Origin of the sequence: Rhodococcus sp. IEGM 1306 (genome assembly GCF_036541985.1) — a bacterium.
GTDB classification, from domain to species: Bacteria; Actinomycetota; Actinomycetes; order Mycobacteriales; family Mycobacteriaceae; genus Rhodococcus_F; species Rhodococcus_F qingshengii.
Genome location: NZ_JAZHFF010000011.1, coordinates 74,952 through 93,117, shown reverse-complemented (window position 1 = coordinate 93,117; position 18,166 = coordinate 74,952). Strand labels below are relative to the sequence as shown.

16 protein-coding genes are annotated in these 18,166 nt (G+C 63.7%); 9 read left to right on the top strand and 7 right to left on the bottom strand.

From position 1 onward, the window contains the following. Positions 1 to 19 precede the first annotated feature (19 nt). Positions 20 to 208, bottom strand: coding sequence for a streptamidine-related RiPP repeat protein (locus V3587_RS25650; protein ID WP_283377344.1), 189 nt, complete (start codon positions 206 to 208; stop codon positions 20 to 22). A gap of 92 nt (positions 209 to 300) precedes the next feature. Between V3587_RS25650 and V3587_RS25645 the strand changes: the two genes are divergently transcribed. From V3587_RS25645 to V3587_RS25625, 5 genes are all read left to right on the top strand, one after another. Next, on the top strand, positions 301 to 1,560 hold the full coding sequence (locus tag V3587_RS25645; RefSeq protein ID WP_118604977.1) for an MFS transporter: 1,260 nt from the start codon (positions 301 to 303) through the stop codon (positions 1,558 to 1,560). Positions 1,561 to 1,644: 84 nt separating this feature from the next. After that, a complete protein-coding gene (locus V3587_RS25640; RefSeq protein WP_042453275.1) occupies positions 1,645 to 2,712 on the top strand; it encodes a FecCD family ABC transporter permease in 1,068 nt (355 codons plus the stop codon). Beyond that, positions 2,709 to 3,503, top strand: a complete 795-nt coding sequence (locus V3587_RS25635; protein ID WP_042453274.1) for an ABC transporter ATP-binding protein — start codon at positions 2,709 to 2,711, stop codon at positions 3,501 to 3,503. The genes V3587_RS25640 and V3587_RS25635 overlap by 4 nt, the downstream gene beginning before the upstream one ends. Next, complete coding sequence (locus V3587_RS25630) at positions 3,500 to 4,480, top strand: ABC transporter substrate-binding protein (protein ID WP_042453272.1); 981 nt, start codon at positions 3,500 to 3,502, stop codon at positions 4,478 to 4,480. Before V3587_RS25635 ends, V3587_RS25630 begins: the two co-directional genes overlap by 4 nt. Beyond that, the gene (locus V3587_RS25625; protein ID WP_283377343.1) at positions 4,477 to 5,160 is read left to right on the top strand and encodes a SagB family peptide dehydrogenase; all 684 of its coding nucleotides are present in this window, start codon (positions 4,477 to 4,479) and stop codon (positions 5,158 to 5,160) included. The genes V3587_RS25630 and V3587_RS25625 overlap by 4 nt, the downstream gene beginning before the upstream one ends. 1 nt (position 5,161) lies before the next feature. On the opposite strand, the gene V3587_RS25620 is transcribed toward V3587_RS25625, so the two are convergent. The 4 genes from V3587_RS25620 to V3587_RS25605 all read right to left on the bottom strand — a co-directional run bounded on the left by V3587_RS25620 (position 5,162) and on the right by V3587_RS25605 (position 8,870). Further along, positions 5,162 to 5,455 (bottom strand): SHOCT domain-containing protein, encoded by a 294-nt coding sequence (locus V3587_RS25620; protein WP_283377342.1) that lies wholly within the window; start codon positions 5,453 to 5,455, stop codon positions 5,162 to 5,164. After that, a complete protein-coding gene (locus V3587_RS25615) occupies positions 5,452 to 5,904 on the bottom strand; it encodes a DUF6325 family protein (RefSeq protein WP_007735911.1) in 453 nt (150 codons plus the stop codon). The genes V3587_RS25620 and V3587_RS25615 overlap by 4 nt, the downstream gene beginning before the upstream one ends. 3 nt (positions 5,905 to 5,907) lie before the next feature. Continuing rightward, positions 5,908 to 7,554: an MFS transporter gene (locus tag V3587_RS25610; RefSeq protein ID WP_050657053.1), complete on the bottom strand. Its 1,647-nt coding sequence runs from the start codon at positions 7,552 to 7,554 to the stop codon at positions 5,908 to 5,910. A gap of 68 nt (positions 7,555 to 7,622) precedes the next feature. Continuing rightward, the gene (locus V3587_RS25605; protein ID WP_047272724.1) at positions 7,623 to 8,870 is read right to left on the bottom strand and encodes a hypothetical protein; all 1,248 of its coding nucleotides are present in this window, start codon (positions 8,868 to 8,870) and stop codon (positions 7,623 to 7,625) included. 18 nt (positions 8,871 to 8,888) lie between these two features. On the opposite strand from V3587_RS25605, the gene V3587_RS25600 reads away from it, so the two are divergent. Beyond that, positions 8,889 to 9,476, top strand: coding sequence for a DinB family protein (locus V3587_RS25600; protein ID WP_047272725.1), 588 nt, complete (start codon positions 8,889 to 8,891; stop codon positions 9,474 to 9,476). 1 nt (position 9,477) lies between these two features. On the opposite strand, the gene V3587_RS25595 is transcribed toward V3587_RS25600, so the two are convergent. Beyond that, positions 9,478 to 11,040 carry a YfcC family protein gene (locus V3587_RS25595; protein ID WP_063315289.1) on the bottom strand — a complete coding sequence of 521 codons (1,563 nt, stop codon included), beginning with the start codon at positions 11,038 to 11,040 and terminating at the stop codon, positions 9,478 to 9,480. Continuing rightward, positions 11,037 to 12,413, bottom strand: coding sequence for a M20/M25/M40 family metallo-hydrolase (locus tag V3587_RS25590; RefSeq protein WP_030535870.1), 1,377 nt, complete (start codon positions 12,411 to 12,413; stop codon positions 11,037 to 11,039). The genes V3587_RS25595 and V3587_RS25590 overlap by 4 nt, the downstream gene beginning before the upstream one ends. 150 nt (positions 12,414 to 12,563) lie before the next feature. Between V3587_RS25590 and V3587_RS25585 the strand changes: the two genes are divergently transcribed. From V3587_RS25585 to V3587_RS25575, 3 genes are read left to right on the top strand one after another with little or no spacing between them, the layout of a single operon-like run. Then, positions 12,564 to 13,199 (top strand): TetR/AcrR family transcriptional regulator, encoded by a 636-nt coding sequence (locus V3587_RS25585; RefSeq protein WP_019746323.1) that lies wholly within the window; start codon positions 12,564 to 12,566, stop codon positions 13,197 to 13,199. Between the two features lie 25 nt (positions 13,200 to 13,224). Beyond that, the gene (locus V3587_RS25580) at positions 13,225 to 14,922 is read left to right on the top strand and encodes an AMP-binding protein (protein ID WP_054188689.1); all 1,698 of its coding nucleotides are present in this window, start codon (positions 13,225 to 13,227) and stop codon (positions 14,920 to 14,922) included. Next, positions 14,919 to 18,116: a carboxyl transferase domain-containing protein gene (locus tag V3587_RS25575; protein WP_283377341.1), complete on the top strand. Its 3,198-nt coding sequence runs from the start codon at positions 14,919 to 14,921 to the stop codon at positions 18,114 to 18,116. Before V3587_RS25580 ends, V3587_RS25575 begins: the two co-directional genes overlap by 4 nt. Positions 18,117 to 18,166: the final 50 nt, after the last annotated feature.

Genomic DNA, 18,166 nt, shown 5'->3' with positions numbered 1-18,166 from the left:
GTCTGGATCAGGGGAGGTTTCAGTTCTGGAAGCTGAACGGGTTGTCGACGAGGGCGTTGGTGCCCACACCCTGCAGGGCGTGTGCGGACGTTGCCTCGGCAACCGGCTCGAAGGTGAACGGGTTGTCGACGAGAGCGTTGGTGCCGACGCCCTGGAGTGCATTGGCCGGAGCCGAGTTGGAGATGCTGTCGAACGAAATGTTGCTCATTGTCATCCCTTCCGTAATGGAAACCATTTCCATTACGATGCCACCGTACGAAAGATCGCCACGGAGAGCAACAGGTACAAGAGAGTGCATACATGAGCGAGACCCCGACGACGGGATCCGTCGAAGCGCAACCACATGTCTTTCGGGACAGATCGTTTCGATTGTTCTTCACGGCTCGTACGATTGCCGTAGCCGGTGCGGCGGTCACCGGAGTGGCCATGCCGATCCTGGTGTTCGACATCAGCCGGTCTCCGTTTCTCACCTCGCTCGCGGCTGCGGGGACGGTTCTGCCGTATCTCGTGTTCGGCTTGTTCGCCGGCGCCGTGGCAGACCGAGTCAACCGGCGGACGGTCATCCTGTGTGCGCAGGCCGTAGCTGCACTTGCTTTGGCGAGTATTCCGGCAGCGCAGGCACTCGGCGTATTGACGGCGTGGCATGCCGTCGGCGTATCGATGTGCATCGGAACGTGTTTCGTGTGGTTCGACGCCGCTGCTTTCGGAGCACTGCCTGCTCTGGTCGGTCGGCAGAGGATACCGGCGGCCAACAGCGCGCTGTGGACGTCCAGCACGCTGATCGATGTTGTCTTTCCGGCGATAGCCGGCGTGCTTGTGGCCTCGATCGGCCCGGCCTACGCATTGGGTGCTGATGCACTGGCTTACGTACTGGCCGGGCTGGCCATGGCCTCGATCGGAGCCTCGTTTTCGATTACTCCTGCGGCGCCGAAGAAGTCGGGAACCGGAATTGCGCGTGACATACGCGAGGGCCTCAGCTTCCTCTGGCGGTCGCCGCTTCTGCGAGCCTTGACCGGCGTCGGCTTCGTCAATTCCCTGACGCAGGGTGCGGTTACGGCGCTCCTGGTGGTGTACGCATCCGAGAGGCTTGGGATTTCGACGTCGAGTCCGATGATCGGCGCCGTGTGGACGGCCGTCTCCGTGGGTGGAGTGGTCGGGGCGCTCGTGCTTCCACGCCTACCGGCGCAGTGGCCGGTCGGGGCGATCACTGTCGGGGCGCTGACCATCGCCCCGGTGGTGCTGTTCGTCGTTGCGACAACCGGCAACACCGGCGCCGCGATCACGGCGCTCGTCGTCTACTCCGGCTGTGCGACCGTCACCATCCTCAATGGCATCGGTGCACGTCAGCGCCTGACTCCGGATCGTCTGCAGGGGCGCGTGAACACCACGGCGAGGATGGTCGCCTGGGGTGGTTCGCCGGTCGGCGCCTTGATTGCCGGGGCAATCGCAGGACGCTGGGACATCGGCACCGCCTACCTCGTTGCGTGCATCTTTGCGCTGGTCGGGGCGCTCTTCGCGTGGGCGAGCGCGCTGCGGACCGACCCTTACCCGCACAGATGAGCATGTGACTATTAATGAAAACGACTGTCGTTATGGTTAGATCCACCTGTTCATGACTGCGAACCCCACCGACTCAGGAGTGCGATGACGCTGACCAGCGAGGCAGCACCACGAGTGCCGTCGCGTCCACATCCCGTCGGCGAGCGCGGGTACGTCCCGTTTCTGTTGGCCACGGCGGTTGTGCTTGTCGCGGTCTCCACCGTCGCGGTGTGGTCGGGTGCCGCGTCGGTGTCCTTTGCCGACGTGTTCGCGGTGTTGTACGCACACGTCGGCGGTCCGCCGGTCGACCCGCTGCTCGATCGGATCGTGTGGGGATTGCGGGTACCGCGCATTCTGATTGCGGCATTGGCGGGCGCCGGATTGTCGTTGGCCGGCGCCGTGCTGCAAGCGTTGGTGCGCAACCCGATTGCCGATCCGTACATTCTGGGCGTGGGTTCCGGAGCATCCTTCGGTGCAGTACTGATCATGACGACCGGCATCGGCACCGGCCTGTCGATCGGTGTCCCGGTGGCAGCCTTCCTGGGGGCCATGATCTCCCTGATCGCGGTTCTCGTACTGGGTCGGCGAGAGGGAATGCTCGTCCCGCTGCGCATGGTCCTGGCCGGAGTTGCCATCGGCTATCTGCTCTCGGCTGCAACAAGTTTTGTGCAGTTGCGCGCCGATCCGAGTCAGCTTTCGGGAGTGCTCTTCTGGTTGCTGGGCTCGGTGAGCGGGGCCAGTTGGTCGGATCTCGGTGTGCCCGCCGCGGTGATCACCGTCTGTGCGGCAATTCTGTTGACACAATCGCGCCAACTCAACGCGTTGGCCATGGGAGACGAGAGCGCGCAATCGGTCGGCGTGGACGTGCGCCGTACCAGGTTGCTACTACTGGTGATCGCGTCGTTGCTGACCGCGGTTGTCGTATCCGTCGCCGGGGGAATCGGTTTCGTGGGGCTGCTCGTGCCGCACGCCGTACGACTTCTGGTCGGTTCCGATCACGGCAAGCTGCTCCCCGCGACCGCGTTGGTTGGTGCCACCTTCCTGGTGATTGTCGATCTTGCGGCTCGGATGTTGGATGCGCCCAACGAATTACCGCTCGGGATCATCACCGCCGGATTGGGTGCACCGTTCTTCCTCTGGTTGCTTCGACGGGACGGCGGTGCGCAGTCATGAGATTGTCGGCCAGCGGAATTCACGTCGTTCGGGGCGGACGCCTCGTGGTTTCGGGTGTAGACCTCGAAGCGCCCGAGGGAAGCGTGGTCGGACTCGTCGGACCGAACGGCAGTGGAAAGTCCTCCCTCCTTCGCGCGTTGTATCGCTCGATGAAGCCGCGAAGCGGAATCGTGAAGGTGGACGAGGTGAATGTTTGGGACGATCTCTCGCCTCGATCGGCAGCACGCATCATCGGTGTTGTGGGGCAGGAGCATTCATCCGATTTCTCGTTCAGCGTCCGCGAGGTGGTTGCAACGGGTCGGACGCCGCATCACAGCGCGTTCTCTCGACTCGGCGAGATCGACCGAGACATCGTCAGCGCCGCACTGGTGCGAACCGGCATGCAGGGCTTTGGATCACGTCTCTTCGCCGAACTGTCCGGCGGAGAAAAACAGCGTGTGATGTTGGCCCGGGCAATCGCTCAACAACCGTCGGTGCTGGTCCTGGACGAGCCCACCAACCACCTCGACATCCGTGCTCAACTCGAATTGATGGAATTGGTCGCCGAACTCGGTACCACGACGATTGTCGCGATCCATGAACTCGCCTTGGCCGCAGCGTATTGCGACTACGTCTGTCTGCTCTCCGGCGGGGTAGTTGTCGCGACAGGACCAACGGCCGAGGTCCTCACCGAGGACCTGCTGTCCGAAGTATTCGGGGTTCAGGTGCATCTCGGCACTCATCCGTTGACCGGGCGCCCCCTGCTCTCGTTCGCCCCTCCGCTCCTACACACGAAAGAAGCAGTGTCTTGAAATCCTCGATACGTACTGCCGCGCTGTTGTGCTCGGCCGTTACCGCCACTGCAGTACTGACCGCATGCGGAAACTCCACGGCGGATTCGGCGGCGTCGGCGTCCGAGAAGATCACCGTCACCAATTGTGATCGCGAGGTCACGGTGCCCAAGACGGCGGAGCGGATTGTCTCGCTGTATCCGTCGATGACGGAACTTCTCATTCAGCTCGGCGCCGCCGACCGCATTGTCGGACAATCGAATACCGACCTCTCTCCTCCCAGCCCCGAACTCGCTGATCAGTTCGCGGCCGTGCCGGTACTGAGCACCGGAGTTCCCGCGAAAGAAGCATTGCTCGACGCCCGTCCGGATCTGATCGTCTCCGACGGGGAATACTGGTTCGACGGTGACCGGTTGCAGACCATGGACGAATTGCGTGACCTCGGCATCCCGATCTTCGTGAACAGCGGCTACTGCCACAAGGCCGTCACCGAGGGGCGGATCGACGACGTCTGGTCCGACCTCGACGGTCTCGGCGCCTTGACCGGAACAAGTGACGCGGCAGCAACCCTCCTGGCCGACGGCAAGAAGTCCCTCGCAGCAACCGAGGCATCTGTCGCCGGGCAGGAGCCGGTTCCCACTGTGATGGTTCAGGTTTCGGAGGGACAGTCCTATGCTCTGGCCAGGGGCCTCTACAGCAGTGTGCTCGAGGCCTCCGGGGGAAGCAATCTTTTCGAGAACGACCTTCCCGACGGAAAGTACTTCGGCCAGGTAGCCACGGAATCGGTGCTCGCGAAGTCGCCGAAGGCTATCCTCGTCGTCTACTCCACCGAGTCGGCTCGGGAATCCACCCTGGATGCTGCGCGGACGGCATTTGCCGGAACCCCCGCCGCGACATCGAATGCGATCTTTGCCGTTCCGGAGGCGTGGTTCGCCGGCGAGTTGGTCTCGATCGACGGGGCCGGCGAGGTGTCTCGCCTGCTGCACCCGGGTTCGTGACCGCACTCGAGCGAATCGAGGCCGTCGTATCGCTGCATGCAGCGTTGGACCGGACGGTGAGTCCGTCGGAGCTACCGTTCGACGAGCACGCACTGCCGCCGGTGACGTGTGAATCCGTGGAACTGCCGGCCGCGACGCCACTGCCGGCCTGCGGGTTCGCGGACGTCTTGCAGGCACGACGGAGCCGCTACGACCCCGCACAGACGGCACTCCGAGCAGGCGAGCTGTCAAACGTGTTGCACCACAGCCTTGTCAGCAGCCCGACGGCGGGCGGGATGCGCGAACTGACGCTGTCGTTTGTTCTCAGCCGACCCGGAGACGAGCTCGGAGCCGGGGTATACCGATATGCCCGAGGCCGTGCCGAAGCTGTCCGGCCAGGCGACGTGCGAGAGCACCTTCGAGCGAGCCTGCTCCAACCCGAGTTCGTCGACGTGTTCCCGGTTCTTTTGTTTGTGGTCGCCGACGTGGAAGCGCCGCTCGAGAAGTACGCGATGCGGCACTACCGCACGATGCACGTGGATGCCGGTGTGCTGGTTCAGAATCTGTACCTCGTGACCGAGGCGATGGGACTTGTGGGCTGCGCCATCGCAGGATTCACGGATGCGCGAGTGGCATCTCTATTGAATCTCGCGACGACGCAGCTTCCCGTCATGGCTTTTGCCCTGGGGAGGCGCAGCTAGGTCAGGCGAGGATGCGCGCCTTCTGGGTCTCGAACTCGGCCTCGGTCAATACTCCCGCATTCTTGAGTTCGCCCAGCTTGGTGAGCTGTTCGAGCTTCAAGTCCATCGATGCTGCCGGAGCTGCCTGCGGTGGCAGGGGTGGCAGGGGTGGTAGATCGGGAATCGGGGGCACCGGCTGGGCCTGCGCTGCGCGAGCCTGATCTTCGGCGGCCCAACGGGTCCGCTGACGGCGCTGAACATTGCCGTGAATGGAGCTTGCGACGGCTACCCTGCCGGCTCGCCTCAAGAAACTCATGCGTCCTTCTCCGTATTGCCTGGTGCGGTGTTGTCGAGTGCGGTGGCAAGTTCGTCCAAGCTCAGGTGACCTTCGGTGACAATCTTTGCGCCGCTGCGTGTCCACGCGTCGATCACCGGCAGTATGGCCAGTTCCTCGTAAACGAGCACGGCGGCAACACTACCGGTGGCCAACTCGTCACCAACGGCGGCGATGTCGCCGGCGTCGAGCAGTCCGGAGGCTGCGCCGTCGAACTGCGCCAGATCGAAATCTGCGAGTTCGAAGGTCGATGCCGGTACGACGGCCACTGATCCATCGGCGGCTTTGGTGACGAACTCGAGGTCGAGGATGCGGATCACGCCGGAGTCGACGAGAGTGAGCAGCTGCTCGAATCCTGCGGAGGTCGGTGCACCGCCGGGAAACTCGACGGCTACGTATTCGATCGGACCGAATTGGTCTTGGTTGGACATCGGTTACTTCTTGCCCTTCGTGGGTTGCGGTTCTTCCAGAGCAGGTACTTCGTCGGGCATGCGGCCGGCCGGAATGATGGCGAGCAGGGAGAGTCCGGCGAGGACGAGTAGCGAGGTTCGCAGGGCGCGCAAGCGCGCTTCGGTGTTGATCCGGATGGCTTCGTCGATCTGTGCTTGTGTCGCCGAGGTGTTTTCGAGCGTCACGACGAGTTGATCGTTGGGGACGAAGTTGACCTGGTCGAGATTGATCCCGGACTCGACCTTGAGTGATGCCGGGATGGTGGGGTTGTCGATCAGCTGCGAGCTGACGAGGGAACCGAGGATTCCGACGGCGAAGACGCTGGCCACCGCGATGCCGACGCTGCCGGACATGTTGTGTACCAGTCCTCGCCAGGCACCGACGTCGCCGGCCAGTTCCTTGGGGGCTGCGGTGAGGAGGGTGTTGAAGACCAGCGCAACGATGGCGCCCTGCCCGAGGCCGAGGGTGATCAGTCCGATGACGACAAAGATCTGATGCCAGTCGCCACGAATGGTGAAGGCCAACAAGATGAGTCCAGCGGCAACGACGACGAACCCGGCTCGTGCGATCAGACGCGGGGAGTACGTCTTGTACAGACGCGCGACGACGGTGCTCGCGATGAAGATCGAAAGTGTGTACGGGATGATCGAGAACGACGTCTGCAAGCTGCTGCGGCCCTGGATGATCTGCATGTACAGCGGAATGAGGAAGTTGGCCGCGGTTCCCACGAACATCATCGTCGCCATGCAGATCGTGGTGGCGCGCTCGGCGCCGGTCTTGAGGACGTCGAGGTTGAAGAGCTGAGGCTTGTTCTGCGCCTTGCGGCTTCGCGTCCACTGGAAGAATCCCTGCGCGCAGATGGTGCCGAGGACGATCAGGATGGCCGCGGGTGAAACACCGATGACCGAGAACGGCGCAGCGTCGGTGGCCAGGATGACGCCCCACGAGTTCAGGCCGCTGAAACCGAAGCTGAGCAGGATGACGGCAACGGCAGCAATGGCGGCGCCGGCCCAGTCGATGGTGATGTCCTTCTGCGGGGGAACAGGTTTGACCCGGAAGCTCAGGATCAGGTTGACCACCGCGAGAGCCACGACGAGGGCGAACGAGTATCGCCACCCGATCGTCGTCGCGAAGGAACCGGCGATGAGCAGCGCCAGCACACCGGCCGCCGGGATTGCTGCTGCCAGGTAACCGATGGCCTTTGCCTGCTGATCGCCACTGAAGTTCGTGGCGATGAAGACCGTCAACGCGGGAGCGATGAGGGCGATCACGGCGCCGGATGCAGCTTGCGCCACGAACAGCATTGCCGGGCTCTGACTCAGGGCGACCGCGGCCATTGCGAGGCCGTGAATCGCGACGGCAATCTGGAAGACCAGACGCGTTCCGTAACGGGCGCCGATCTTGGCCCCCAACAGAATGAAGGCAGCCATGGCGAAGGTGCCCGCGGTGATCGCGGTGCCGACACTTGTTGCGGGCGTGTCGAGATCGGTGGTGATGCCGGCCATCGAGACGGTCAGGGCGTTGACGGCGAACGACGCCTGAATCTGGGTGAGGACCACCACGATGAGTGGTAGCCAGGAGGCGGTGCTCACGGCGGCCGTTGTGGCGGCCGCGCCAGGCTTTACGGACATGATGGGTCACGCCTTCCTCGACACTGCGTGTACTCGCGACGTGCCCGGATCAGCCACGCACGGCTACATTAGCCGGAATTGTGCTGAATGGTCGCCTGCAAGTGGTTGGTTTCTTCGCGGTAGACCACCATCTCCCGGTGCAAGGCGCGACGGAAGCGCGGTTGCTCGGCCAGGAGTACGGCCAGCACGGTCAGCAACAGCCACGTCGCGGCCGCGCTCGCGAGGAGCAGCAGGACCGGAATCCACGGACCGCCCATCTGCTCGAGCAGCGTCGTCTTTGCCCAGACGCGCCAGTAGAGCATCAGATTGACGATCAGTCCGACACCGTACGAGATGACGAAGGACAGCAGGAACTGCTTCCACGTGCCGTCGTGGCGCCGCGCCGTCATCGGTTCTGCCCGCAGCGGCAAGCTCACCGACATCACGTTCGCGACCCCCAACCAGAGCAGGATCATGGTCAGCACCTGGCCGCACGCCTTCACCAGTTCGGCACTGCTTCCGGAGCGCCACGCGAGGACGGCGCTGAGCAGGAACCCGGCGCTGCCGACGAGAAGCAGCATCACCGCGTTCTTCGCGACCAGTACGTGCCAGAGCCTGGTTCCACCGGACAACGCAGCACGGACGCGGCCGGCGTCGAAGCTGAGCGCATTGGTGCACACGACGCTTCCGACCACACCCGAGAGTGCGTACAGCGCAAGATAAGGCAGTCGATCTTCCTTGGCGTCCCACTGGAAGAGGCGAATGAATGCCAGGTACGCCAAGCCCATTCCGAGGCTCAGCCCCAGCCGAAACGCGATCGACCGAGGCTTACCACTCACCACGTGCCGTGCTTCCTCACGGATCCGGGAGCCGAGATCCTGCACGTGCCGGACGACGGGGTTGCCCGAGTTCAGCGGGACGTAACCGCGGATCGCGGCGGCGACGGTATCGGTGTCACCGGCATCGAGCGCGGCGACGCGTGCTTCGAGAACCGCAAGGTGGGCGGCGCGCAAGGCTATCCGTGCGGTGGTCACCGCGGCGACGGCGTCGGCCTCGGCCTGCGCGGCGGTGCCGATGCCGGCGTCGGCGGGCAGTGGCGGCTGCAACGTCGTGATCAGTTCGAGTTGGCGCGCCATGTGCGGCGACGGTGACAACCCGCTGTACGACGGTCGGCTCAGCGCTGATCGTTCGTCGTCGAGCGAATCACGGACGGCCGCGGCAGCCTTGCGGACGGCTGCCGGGTTGTGCCAGCGCACCGACCGGGCGTCACGCTCGGCGGCGACGGCCCGGGAGGCAACCTCGGTCAGATCCTCGACCGCTGTCAATGTCTGCTCCACTCGGTTTAGGTTGGTTTCATGACCACCAACTCGGAAAAGGAAGATCTCCAGCGGTACCTGCAGGCAGCACGTGATGCGCTCGTCTGGAAGCTCGACGGGCTGTCGGAGTATGACATTCGGCGCCCGATGACCCGGACAGGGACCAACTTGTTGGGTCTGGTCAAACACATGATCGGCGTCGAGCTCGGGTATTTCGGTCCTACGTTCGGCCGTCGGGTTCCCGATCTCCCCGCGTGGTTGCGTTCGGAGGAACTCAACGTCGACATGTGGGCCCGCGCCGACGAGTCCACTGCCGACATCGTCGAAACCTATCGCCGCACCTGGGCTTTCGCCGACGCCACGATCGAGGAGCACGATCTGGACGCCCCCGGCTTCGTGAAGCACTGGCCGGAGGATCGTCGCGACGTCACATTGCACCGGATACTCGTTCACGTTGTCACCGAGATCCATCGGCACGCCGGCCACGCGGACATCGTGCGGGAGCTGATCGACGGCGCCGCTGGGATGAAGCCGGGCGACAACAATCTGGCTCCCGGTGATGAGGCGTGGTGGGCCGAGTACACCGACCGTCTGGAGACGGCGGCACGCGAGGCCCACCACGCCTGAACTACTCGAATACCGCTGCTGCGCCGATCACCACGACAACGATCACGAAGTTGATCAGTAGCAGTGGCCAGACGAAGCGCAGGAACTTGTCGTAGCCGACCTTCGCCATGGCCAACCCGCCGACAACGACGACGTTGGTCGGGGCAACCATCAGCATCAGGCCGTGGCCCATCTGGAAGGCGGTGATGACGAGTGCTCGGCTGACTCCGGCAAAGTCGCCCAGCGGTGCGAGCAGCGGCATCGCCAGGGTGGCGTGACCGGAACTGGACGGGATCAGGAACGCCAGCGGGATGTTGACGAGCATCACCAGGATCGCGAAGACCCCCGCCGAAGCGCCGCTGACCAATTGCTCCATCGCGTTGAGGATGGTGTCGAGGGTTTCGGTGTTGGTCATGATCACCGAGACGCCGCGAGCGAGCAGGATGACGATCGCCGGTCCGACCATGTCGCCGGCTCCACGCGTGATCAGGGAGACGATTTTCTTCTCACCCATCTTCGCGACTATGCCGACGAGAACGGCGGCGAGGATGAACAGCATCGCCAATTGCGGGAACCACCAGTTCAACTCGAACCAGTAGGGCTCGGTTGCCGTGACGTGATACGCGTCGTACTCGGCCGGACCGGTGGTGGCGCCGAAGATGCTCGACCACGGGATGACGGAGAAGATCATCAGTCCGAAGGTGAGTCCGGTGATGAGCAGTACCAGCTTCTGAGTTCCGGTGAGCTTGCCGTCGATGTCCACCGGCTCGGCCGGCTCTTCGTCTTCGTCGTCCGCGATGTCGAAACCGACAAGCGACTTGGACGGATCCTTCTTCACCTTTGCGGCGTAGCGGAGAACGAATGCCACTGCCACAGCGGTCAATACGATCCACAGGATCACGCGCAGTACGATGCCGTCACCGATGGAGACGCCTGCCTCACCGGAGGCGACGCCGATCGAGAACGGATTGACGGTCGACGCCATGTTTCCGACCAGAGCGCCGAGGATGATCATGGTGGCCGCGACCATGCGGTCGTAGCCCAGTGCCGTCATCAGCGGGATGAGCAGGGCGTAGAAGCCGAACGTCTCGACCGAGAAGCCCATTGTCGAACCGAGCAGCGAGAACAGCACCATGATGACGGTGATGAGCAACCAGCCCTTGTCGCTGAGCTTGGTAGCCAGCTGGGAGACAGCGGTTTCCAGGCTGCGGGTGGCAAAGCTGACCGAGATGAACGCACCGAGCGCCATGATGAAGAGGACTACGCCGACCGAACCGAAGAGCCGTCCGATGTTGTCGGTGTCGACGAACCCGGTGATCGAATCCTGTACGCCGTACAGGCCGTTCACGGGGGAGAGGATCAGTTGCTGGATTCGTTCCCAGAACGAGAGCGGAGACGTGACGGTCTCGAAGCTGCCGGGAACGGGTGAGCCGTCCACGTCGACGCCGAAGCGTCCGGCCGGAATGAACAGTGCCGCAACCCAGACCAGAATGGTGACGATCGCGAGCATCGTGACCGCACCGGGAAACTCGAACTTCTTCTTGGCGGGCGTTTGCGCGGATCCCGTATCGGTCTCGGTGCTCATTTCTTCCCCTCGAAGGTGTGTGCGTACTCCTGGAAGAACAGTGCTTTGGCGACGACGGCCTTCTCGAGCTCGTCGAGCAGGACGCGTTCGTTGGGGCCGTGGATGTTCGCGTAACCGTCGGTGGCGCCGAACAACAGCTTCTCGGCGGTGGGCACTGCTGTATCCAAGGCCATCACGAGGGGGATCGAGCCGCCGCCTGCCATCAGCCCGGCCGGCTCACCCCACGACTGCGATAATGCAGACAATGCCGCGTCGAAGGCCGGTCCACCTTCGGCTGCCGCAAACCCGTCGCCGGTTTCTCCCGCGGTGACAGTCAGTTGTAAACCGAAGGGGCGCAGGGCTTCCAGGTGCCGGACCAGAGCAGCCTGCGCCTCGATGGCAGGTTGGCGCGGGTGTACGCGCAGATTGATCACGGCGCGGGCAGTGCTTGCGACGGCGTTGACCGCACCGTCCACAGGGGGAGCGTCGATTCCCGTCACGGTGATGGCCGGGCCCGACCAGATGCGTTCGCCGATGCCGCCGGTTCCGAGCAGCGGAAGCCCGTCTTGGATCTCGGCGAGGGTGCGGAACTCGTCCTCGGTGTATGAACTGCCGGTCCACGGTTCGCGCAGGAGGCCGTCGATCGCCACGTCACCGTTGTCGTCGTGCAGCGACGCCAGTGCGCGGATGAGCGCGAGGCGGGCGTCCGGTGCGGCGCCGCCGTAGAGGCCGTTGTGCTTGTCGGCTCCGAGAGTGGTGAGTTCGACGATCACCTGGGCCGATCCGCGCAGTGCGACGGTCAGGGTCGGTGATCCGGGCCGAACGCTCCCGACGTCGGCGATGACCATTGCGTCGGCCGCAAACAATTCGGGGGCTTCCGGCGGATAGTTGTCGAAGGGGCTGCCGAATTCTTCCTGGCCTTCGATGACGAGCTTGACCGTCACCGGCGGCTTTCCGTCGAAGACGCGAAGCGCGCCGATCATGCCGATGACGTTTGCCTTCGAATCTGCCGTACCGCGGCCGTAAATCGCGCCGTCACGCTTGCTCGGTTCGAAAGGCGGTGAATCCCAGAGTTCGACGTCGTCGGCGGGAACGACGTCGTAATGCGAATACATCAATACGGTCGGGGCTCCCTCTGGACCGGGAACTGTTGCAATGATGACCGGCGCAGTTTTACCTGTTATTTCGAGTTTCTCTATCTTCGTGACTCCGGACTTCTCCAATAGAGAAACGATCAGGTCGTGAGCCTCGAACAGGGGCTCGCTGGGGAAACCTTCTGTTGCTATCGACGGAATACGAACAAGTTCGACGAGTTCCGACTCCAGTGCCGGCATCAAAGCTGCAACTGTTTCCTTGATTGTGGAATAGGAGGGCGAGGCGGATTCTTCCGGCACGGAATTGACTCCTTCTGGGAAAGGCGAAAAACATTAGAGGCAGAGTCTTACACCCGATATGCGGGGTGTGAAAGGGTGACCCGAACAAAAAGCCGAAGTGGGGCGCCGGGCTCGCGATTCTTGACATTGACGTCAACGTCAACACACACTGTGACGGTGACCACCAGTGAAACGCAGGAGCGAGCGCGGACAGCCCGCAAACTCGGCGACGGTCCACGCCGTGCCGGACTGCTCGACACCGCTGCCCTCTGCTTCGGCGAACTCGGATACGACGCCGTGACGGTCGAGACGATCACGACCAGGGCTGATGTGTCCCGGGCGACCTTCTACGCGTACTTCTCGTCGAAGGACGAGGTCTTCCGCGCCGTCGCCGAAATGATGTGCCGACGCTTCCTCGACGCTCAGCACATGGAGGGCCCGGCGGCCGAGGATCTACGCGAAGTTCTCCGAACGACCACGTCGGCGTTCATCACGGCCGTGTACACCTACGGTGACCTGCTCGCGGTGATCGAGCATCGGGCGCGGGTGGATTCCGAGGTCGAGCGCAGTTGGTCGGCGGTTCGCGAAAAGCTCGTGAGCCGCTACGTCCGCTTTGTCGAACGGATTCGACAGGTTCACGACGTAGATCCCTGTGTTTCGCCCCCGGTGCTCGTTCAGATGATCTCGGACGCACAGATGGCCGGTGGAGCACGACTGAGTAAGGCGAGTGTCGAAGAGCAGAACCAGTTCATTGCAGATATGACGACGATGTCCGAGCGGTTGATCGGGTTCGAAGAGTCGAAATAGATTTCTTTTACGAATGGAGTGATCGGTGGCAGAACAAGACGTGCTCGAAGCGGCTCTGGCGGAGATCTCTGCGCTGCAACAAGCGCATTGGCCCGCCGGCATTCCCCGCGCCGTCGAGTATCCGCTCGAAGGTGGGGGACTTGTCGATTACTTGCGGCATTGGGCGATCGAGCGGCCGGATACTCCTGCCATCGTCTTCTACGGCCGGGTCATCACGTATTCCGAATACGACGAGCTTTCGGATCGTTTTGCCGGATGGCTGCTGTCACTCGGAGTCGAACGCGGCGATCGCGTCGGCGTTCACCTGGTCAATTGCCCTCAGTTCCATATCGCGATGCTCGGCATTCTCAAGGTCGGTGCGGTTCACGTGCCGATCAATCCACTCTTCCGTGAACATGAATTGATTCACGAACTCAACGATGCCGGCGTCAAGGTCCTACTGACGCAGAACACCTTCTCGAAGTTGGTGAAGAAGGTTCGCTCACAGACTCCACTCGAACACGTCGCGAAGACTGCAGTGTCGGACATGCTGACGGCGATCCCGACCGTCGAACTGCCCTTCGAGGTCGACGATCCGCGCCTGAGCGACTGGCAGTCGATCATCACCAGTGAGCGGGCGACTCCTGTCGCCACCGAACTCGATTCCCTCGCCGCCCTGAACTACACGGGCGGAACGACGGGAATGCCCAAGGGCTGTGAGCACACTCAGCGCCACATGGTTTACACCGCGGCCACCGCGACGCTTGCGGGCGGTGACCAGGTGGGTGCCAATCCGCCGGTGTCCCTGGTGTTTCTGCCGATCTTCTGGATCGCAGGTGAGGACTTCGGCATCCTGGTTCCGCTCGTCAACGGCGGAACCGTGGTCCTGCTGAATCGTTGGGATGCGGAGACCACGCTCGACGCTGTCGAGGCTTACGGCGTGACCTCGCTGGTCGGAACTGTCGACAATTACGTCGAACTGATGGACACGCCAGGATTCGCGGAGCGAAATCTCTCGACACTCCAGAACGTCATGGCAGTTTCGTTCGTTCTCAAACTCGATCCGGCCACGCGCCAGCGGTGGCGCGAGGCTACCGGCGGCGTTCTGCGCGAAGCGAGCTACGGCATGACCGAAACCCACACCGCGGACACGATCACCCTCGGCTTCCAGGACGGCGACTACGACCTGAAAAGCGAGCCGGTGTTCTGCGGAATTCCGGTGCCCGGCACCGACGTTCTGATCGTCGATCACGACGGCAGGCCGGTTCCCGTCGGCGAGCACGGGCAGATCATCGTGCGCAGCCCGTCCATCCTTTCCGCGTACTACCGCAACGAGGCGGCCACCGCCGACGCCATCCGTGACGGCTGGCTGCAGACCGGTGACGTCGGAAAGTTCAGTGAGCGTGGCGGTTTGCACTATTTGGCGCGGAACAAGGAAATGATCAAGACCAACGGCATGAGTGTCTTTCCCTCCGAGGTGGAAGCGCTGCTCATGCTGCACCCGGCGATCGAAAAGGCTGCGGTGGTGCCGAAACCGGACCCGGACAAGGGGCAGGTGGCTTTTGCGTTTGTCCAACTGGTCGAGGGTTCCGACACTGTGGCCGACGAGATCGTCTCGTGGGCGAAGGAGAACATGGCCACGTACAAGGTGCCCGAAGTGGAAGTGCTCGAGGCGCTTCCGATGACAGCGACAGGAAAGGTGCGCAAGGGCGATCTGTTCGAGCGCACTCAGGGGGACAAGTGAGACTGCTGATTGCGAACCGCGGCGAAATTGCGCTGCGGATCATTCGAACTGCCCGTGAACTCGGGATCGAGACGGTGTCGGTGTACGCCGAGGACGACGCGTCCAGTCCGCACGTCGCGGCGGCCACGGAGTCGGTGCCGCTCGGAGCGTCGGGCGCATCCGCGTACCTGGATCAGAGCGCACTGCTGAAGATCGCGGCCGAAACGGGCGCCACGCACGTGCACCCGGGCTACGGATTCCTCAGTGAGAATGCCGAATTCGCGCAGGCGTGCACAGAGGCGGGCATCGTCTTCGTCGGCCCGGACGCCCAGGTTCTCCGGACTTTCGGCGACAAGGCCAGTGCCCGCACCGCGGCGGTCGACTCAGGAGTGCCGGTCCTGCCGTCGACATCGGCGAACGCCGACCTCGACGAGGTGCGTGAATTCTTCGAGCGCAACTCCCGCGGCATCATGATCAAGGCGCTCAGCGGCGGCGGTGGCCGCGGCATGCGCGCGGTGCGTGACCCGAAAGCACTCGACGACGCGTACCGTGTGTGTGCGGCCGAAGCCCAGTCGGGATTCGGCAGTTCGGCACTGTTCGCCGAGGTACTCAGTGAGCACGCTCGGCACATCGAAGTGCAGATCGTGGCGGCACCGGGGCAAGGTGGAACCCACGCGCTCGCTCTGGGTGACCGCGATTGCAGCGTCCAACGTCGCCATCAGAAGTTGATCGAGGTTGCGCCCGCGCAGGGGCTGTCGGGGGCCCTGCGCGAGCGTCTTCACGCTGCGGCGGCGAGGCTGTGCGCCGAGGTCGGCTACCGCGGCATCGCGACGGTCGAGTTCCTCGTCGAGGAACGCGGCTTCGTCTTCCTCGAGGTCAATCCCCGAATTCAGGTGGAGCACACGGTGACCGAGGAGGTCACCGGAGTCGACCTCGTCGCCGTGCAGCTCGCGATCGCGGACGGAGTTCCGTTCGAGAACCTGGACCTGCCAACAGGGATCATCGCTGTCGAGAAGGGCTTGGAGACAGTCGGATCCGTGGCAAACGCTTCGGGAATCGCGATCCAGACCCGCGTCAACATGGAAACCATGACGCCGGACGGCAATGCGTTGCCCTCGTCGGGCACGCTCGACAACTTCACTCCTCCGGGCGGGCCCGGCGTGCGAGTGGACACCTTCGGTACGGTCGGACTCTCGCCGAGTGCGCGTTACGATTCGCTCTTGGCAAAGGTGATCACCCACACGCGTCGATCGGATTTCCCTGCCGCGGTGCGCAAGTCGATTGCCGCTTTGAGTGAGTTCGCCATCGACGGCGTAGCGACCAACATCGAGTTCCTGCAGGCAATACTGTCGGACAAGGACTTCCGCGACGGCCTGGTCGACGTCGACTGGTTGGGTTCTCGATTGGCGGACCTCGTCCCCGACGTTGGCCCACAAACGCCCTCCTCGTCTGTGGACGTGGCACCGGACGAGGATGTGGTCCGTGCACAGATGGCGGGCATCGTCGTCGAACTCGCGGCAGTCGGTGACGGAGTCCATGCGGGTGGCCAGGTTGCCGTCCTCGAGGCGATGAAGATGCAGCATGTTCTCTCGGCGCCCGGTGATCTCGAAGTGGTCCGGGTCCTGTCGTCACCGGGGAGGTCGGTGGGTGCGGGCGAACCGTTGCTCGTCGTCCGTAGTGCAAGCGCGGGATCGAAGCTCGCCGAGGTCGACGAGGTGGACCTCGACGACGTGCGTCCCGATCTCGCGGAGATCATCGCTCGCCACGAGGTGACCCTGGACCCGGCCCGGCCCGCAGCCGTGGCGAAGCGTCACAAGCTGGGACGCCGGACTGCTCGCGAGAACGTCTACGACCTGGTCGACGACGACAGCCTGGTCGAGTACGGCGCTCTCGCGCTGGCGGCGCAGCGGAGTCGGCGAAGCGAGGAAGACCTGATCGCCAACACTCCTGCCGACGGGTTGATCGGCGGAGTGGCGACCATCAGCGGCGGCGAGAGCGTCGTGATCTCGTACGACTACTCGGTGCTCGCCGGTACCCAGGGCATGCGCAATCACGCCAAGACCGACCGCCTGCTCGAGATCGCCGATCGCAAGCGAGTTCCGGTGGTGCTGTTCGCGGAAGGTGGCGGCGGTCGCCCCGGTGACACCGACGCCGGCGCCGGGGCGGGCCTCGAGCTGGGAACCTTCCGCGCCATGGCGGCGCTGAGCGGGCGGGTGCCCATGGTCGCCGTCGTGTCCGGGCGCTGTTTCGCAGGCAACGCGGCCCTGGCCGGCGCGTGCGACGTCCTGATCGCGACACCGGACGCCAACATCGGGATGGGTGGTCCTGCCATGGTCGAGGGCGGCGGGCTCGGAAACTTTCGCCCCGAGGACATCGGCCCCATCGACGTGCAGCGCCGCAACGGCGTCGTACACCTGGTCGCTGACGACGACGCTCATGCGGTGGCGCTGGCCAAGCAGTACCTCGGCTACTTCCAGGGTGCGAGCGGAGAGTGGACCGCTCCGGATCCGCGGCTCTCGCGGCATGTGGTGCCGGAGAATCGCCTGCGCTCGTACGACGTTCGTGGAGCGATCGACGCAATCGCGGACGTCGACAGCGTCCTGGAACTGCGTCGAGACTACGGACGCGGTGTAGTAACCGCACTCGTTCGTGTCGAAGGAGTTCCGTACGGTGTGCTGGCGAACAGCAGCGAGCATCTCGGCGGCGCGATCGACGCGGAAGCCTCGGACAAGGCTTCGGATTTCCTGGAACTGCTCGAAGCGCACCGCATCCCTCTGGTGACGCTGTGCGACACACCGGGATTCATGGTGGGCCCGGATTCGGAGGAGGAGGCGACGGTTCGAAGGTTCGGCAGGTTCTTCGTTGCCGGTGCTCGCCTCACCGTGCCGTTCGGAACGATCATCCTGCGCAAGGGTTACGGGTTGGGCGCCATGGCAATGGCCGGTGGTTCCTTCCACGCCCCCGAGTTCACAGTCGCGTGGCCGACGGGCGAGATCGGGCCGATGGGTCTGGAAGGTGCTGTGCGTCTCGGTTTCCGCAAGGAACTCGAGTCCGTCGAAGATCCGGTGGCTCGGGAAACGCTGTTCGGTCAGTTCGTGGAACTGGCCTACGCACAGGGCAAGGCGCTGATGGCGGCGACCACGTTCGAACTGGACGACGTCATCGATCCGGCCGATACCCGCGGATGGATCAGACAACTCTGCAGAAACAGTTGAGATCCTGCTGATTCGAGCTGTTGCCGCACGTGGGCGGGGCAACTAGCCTT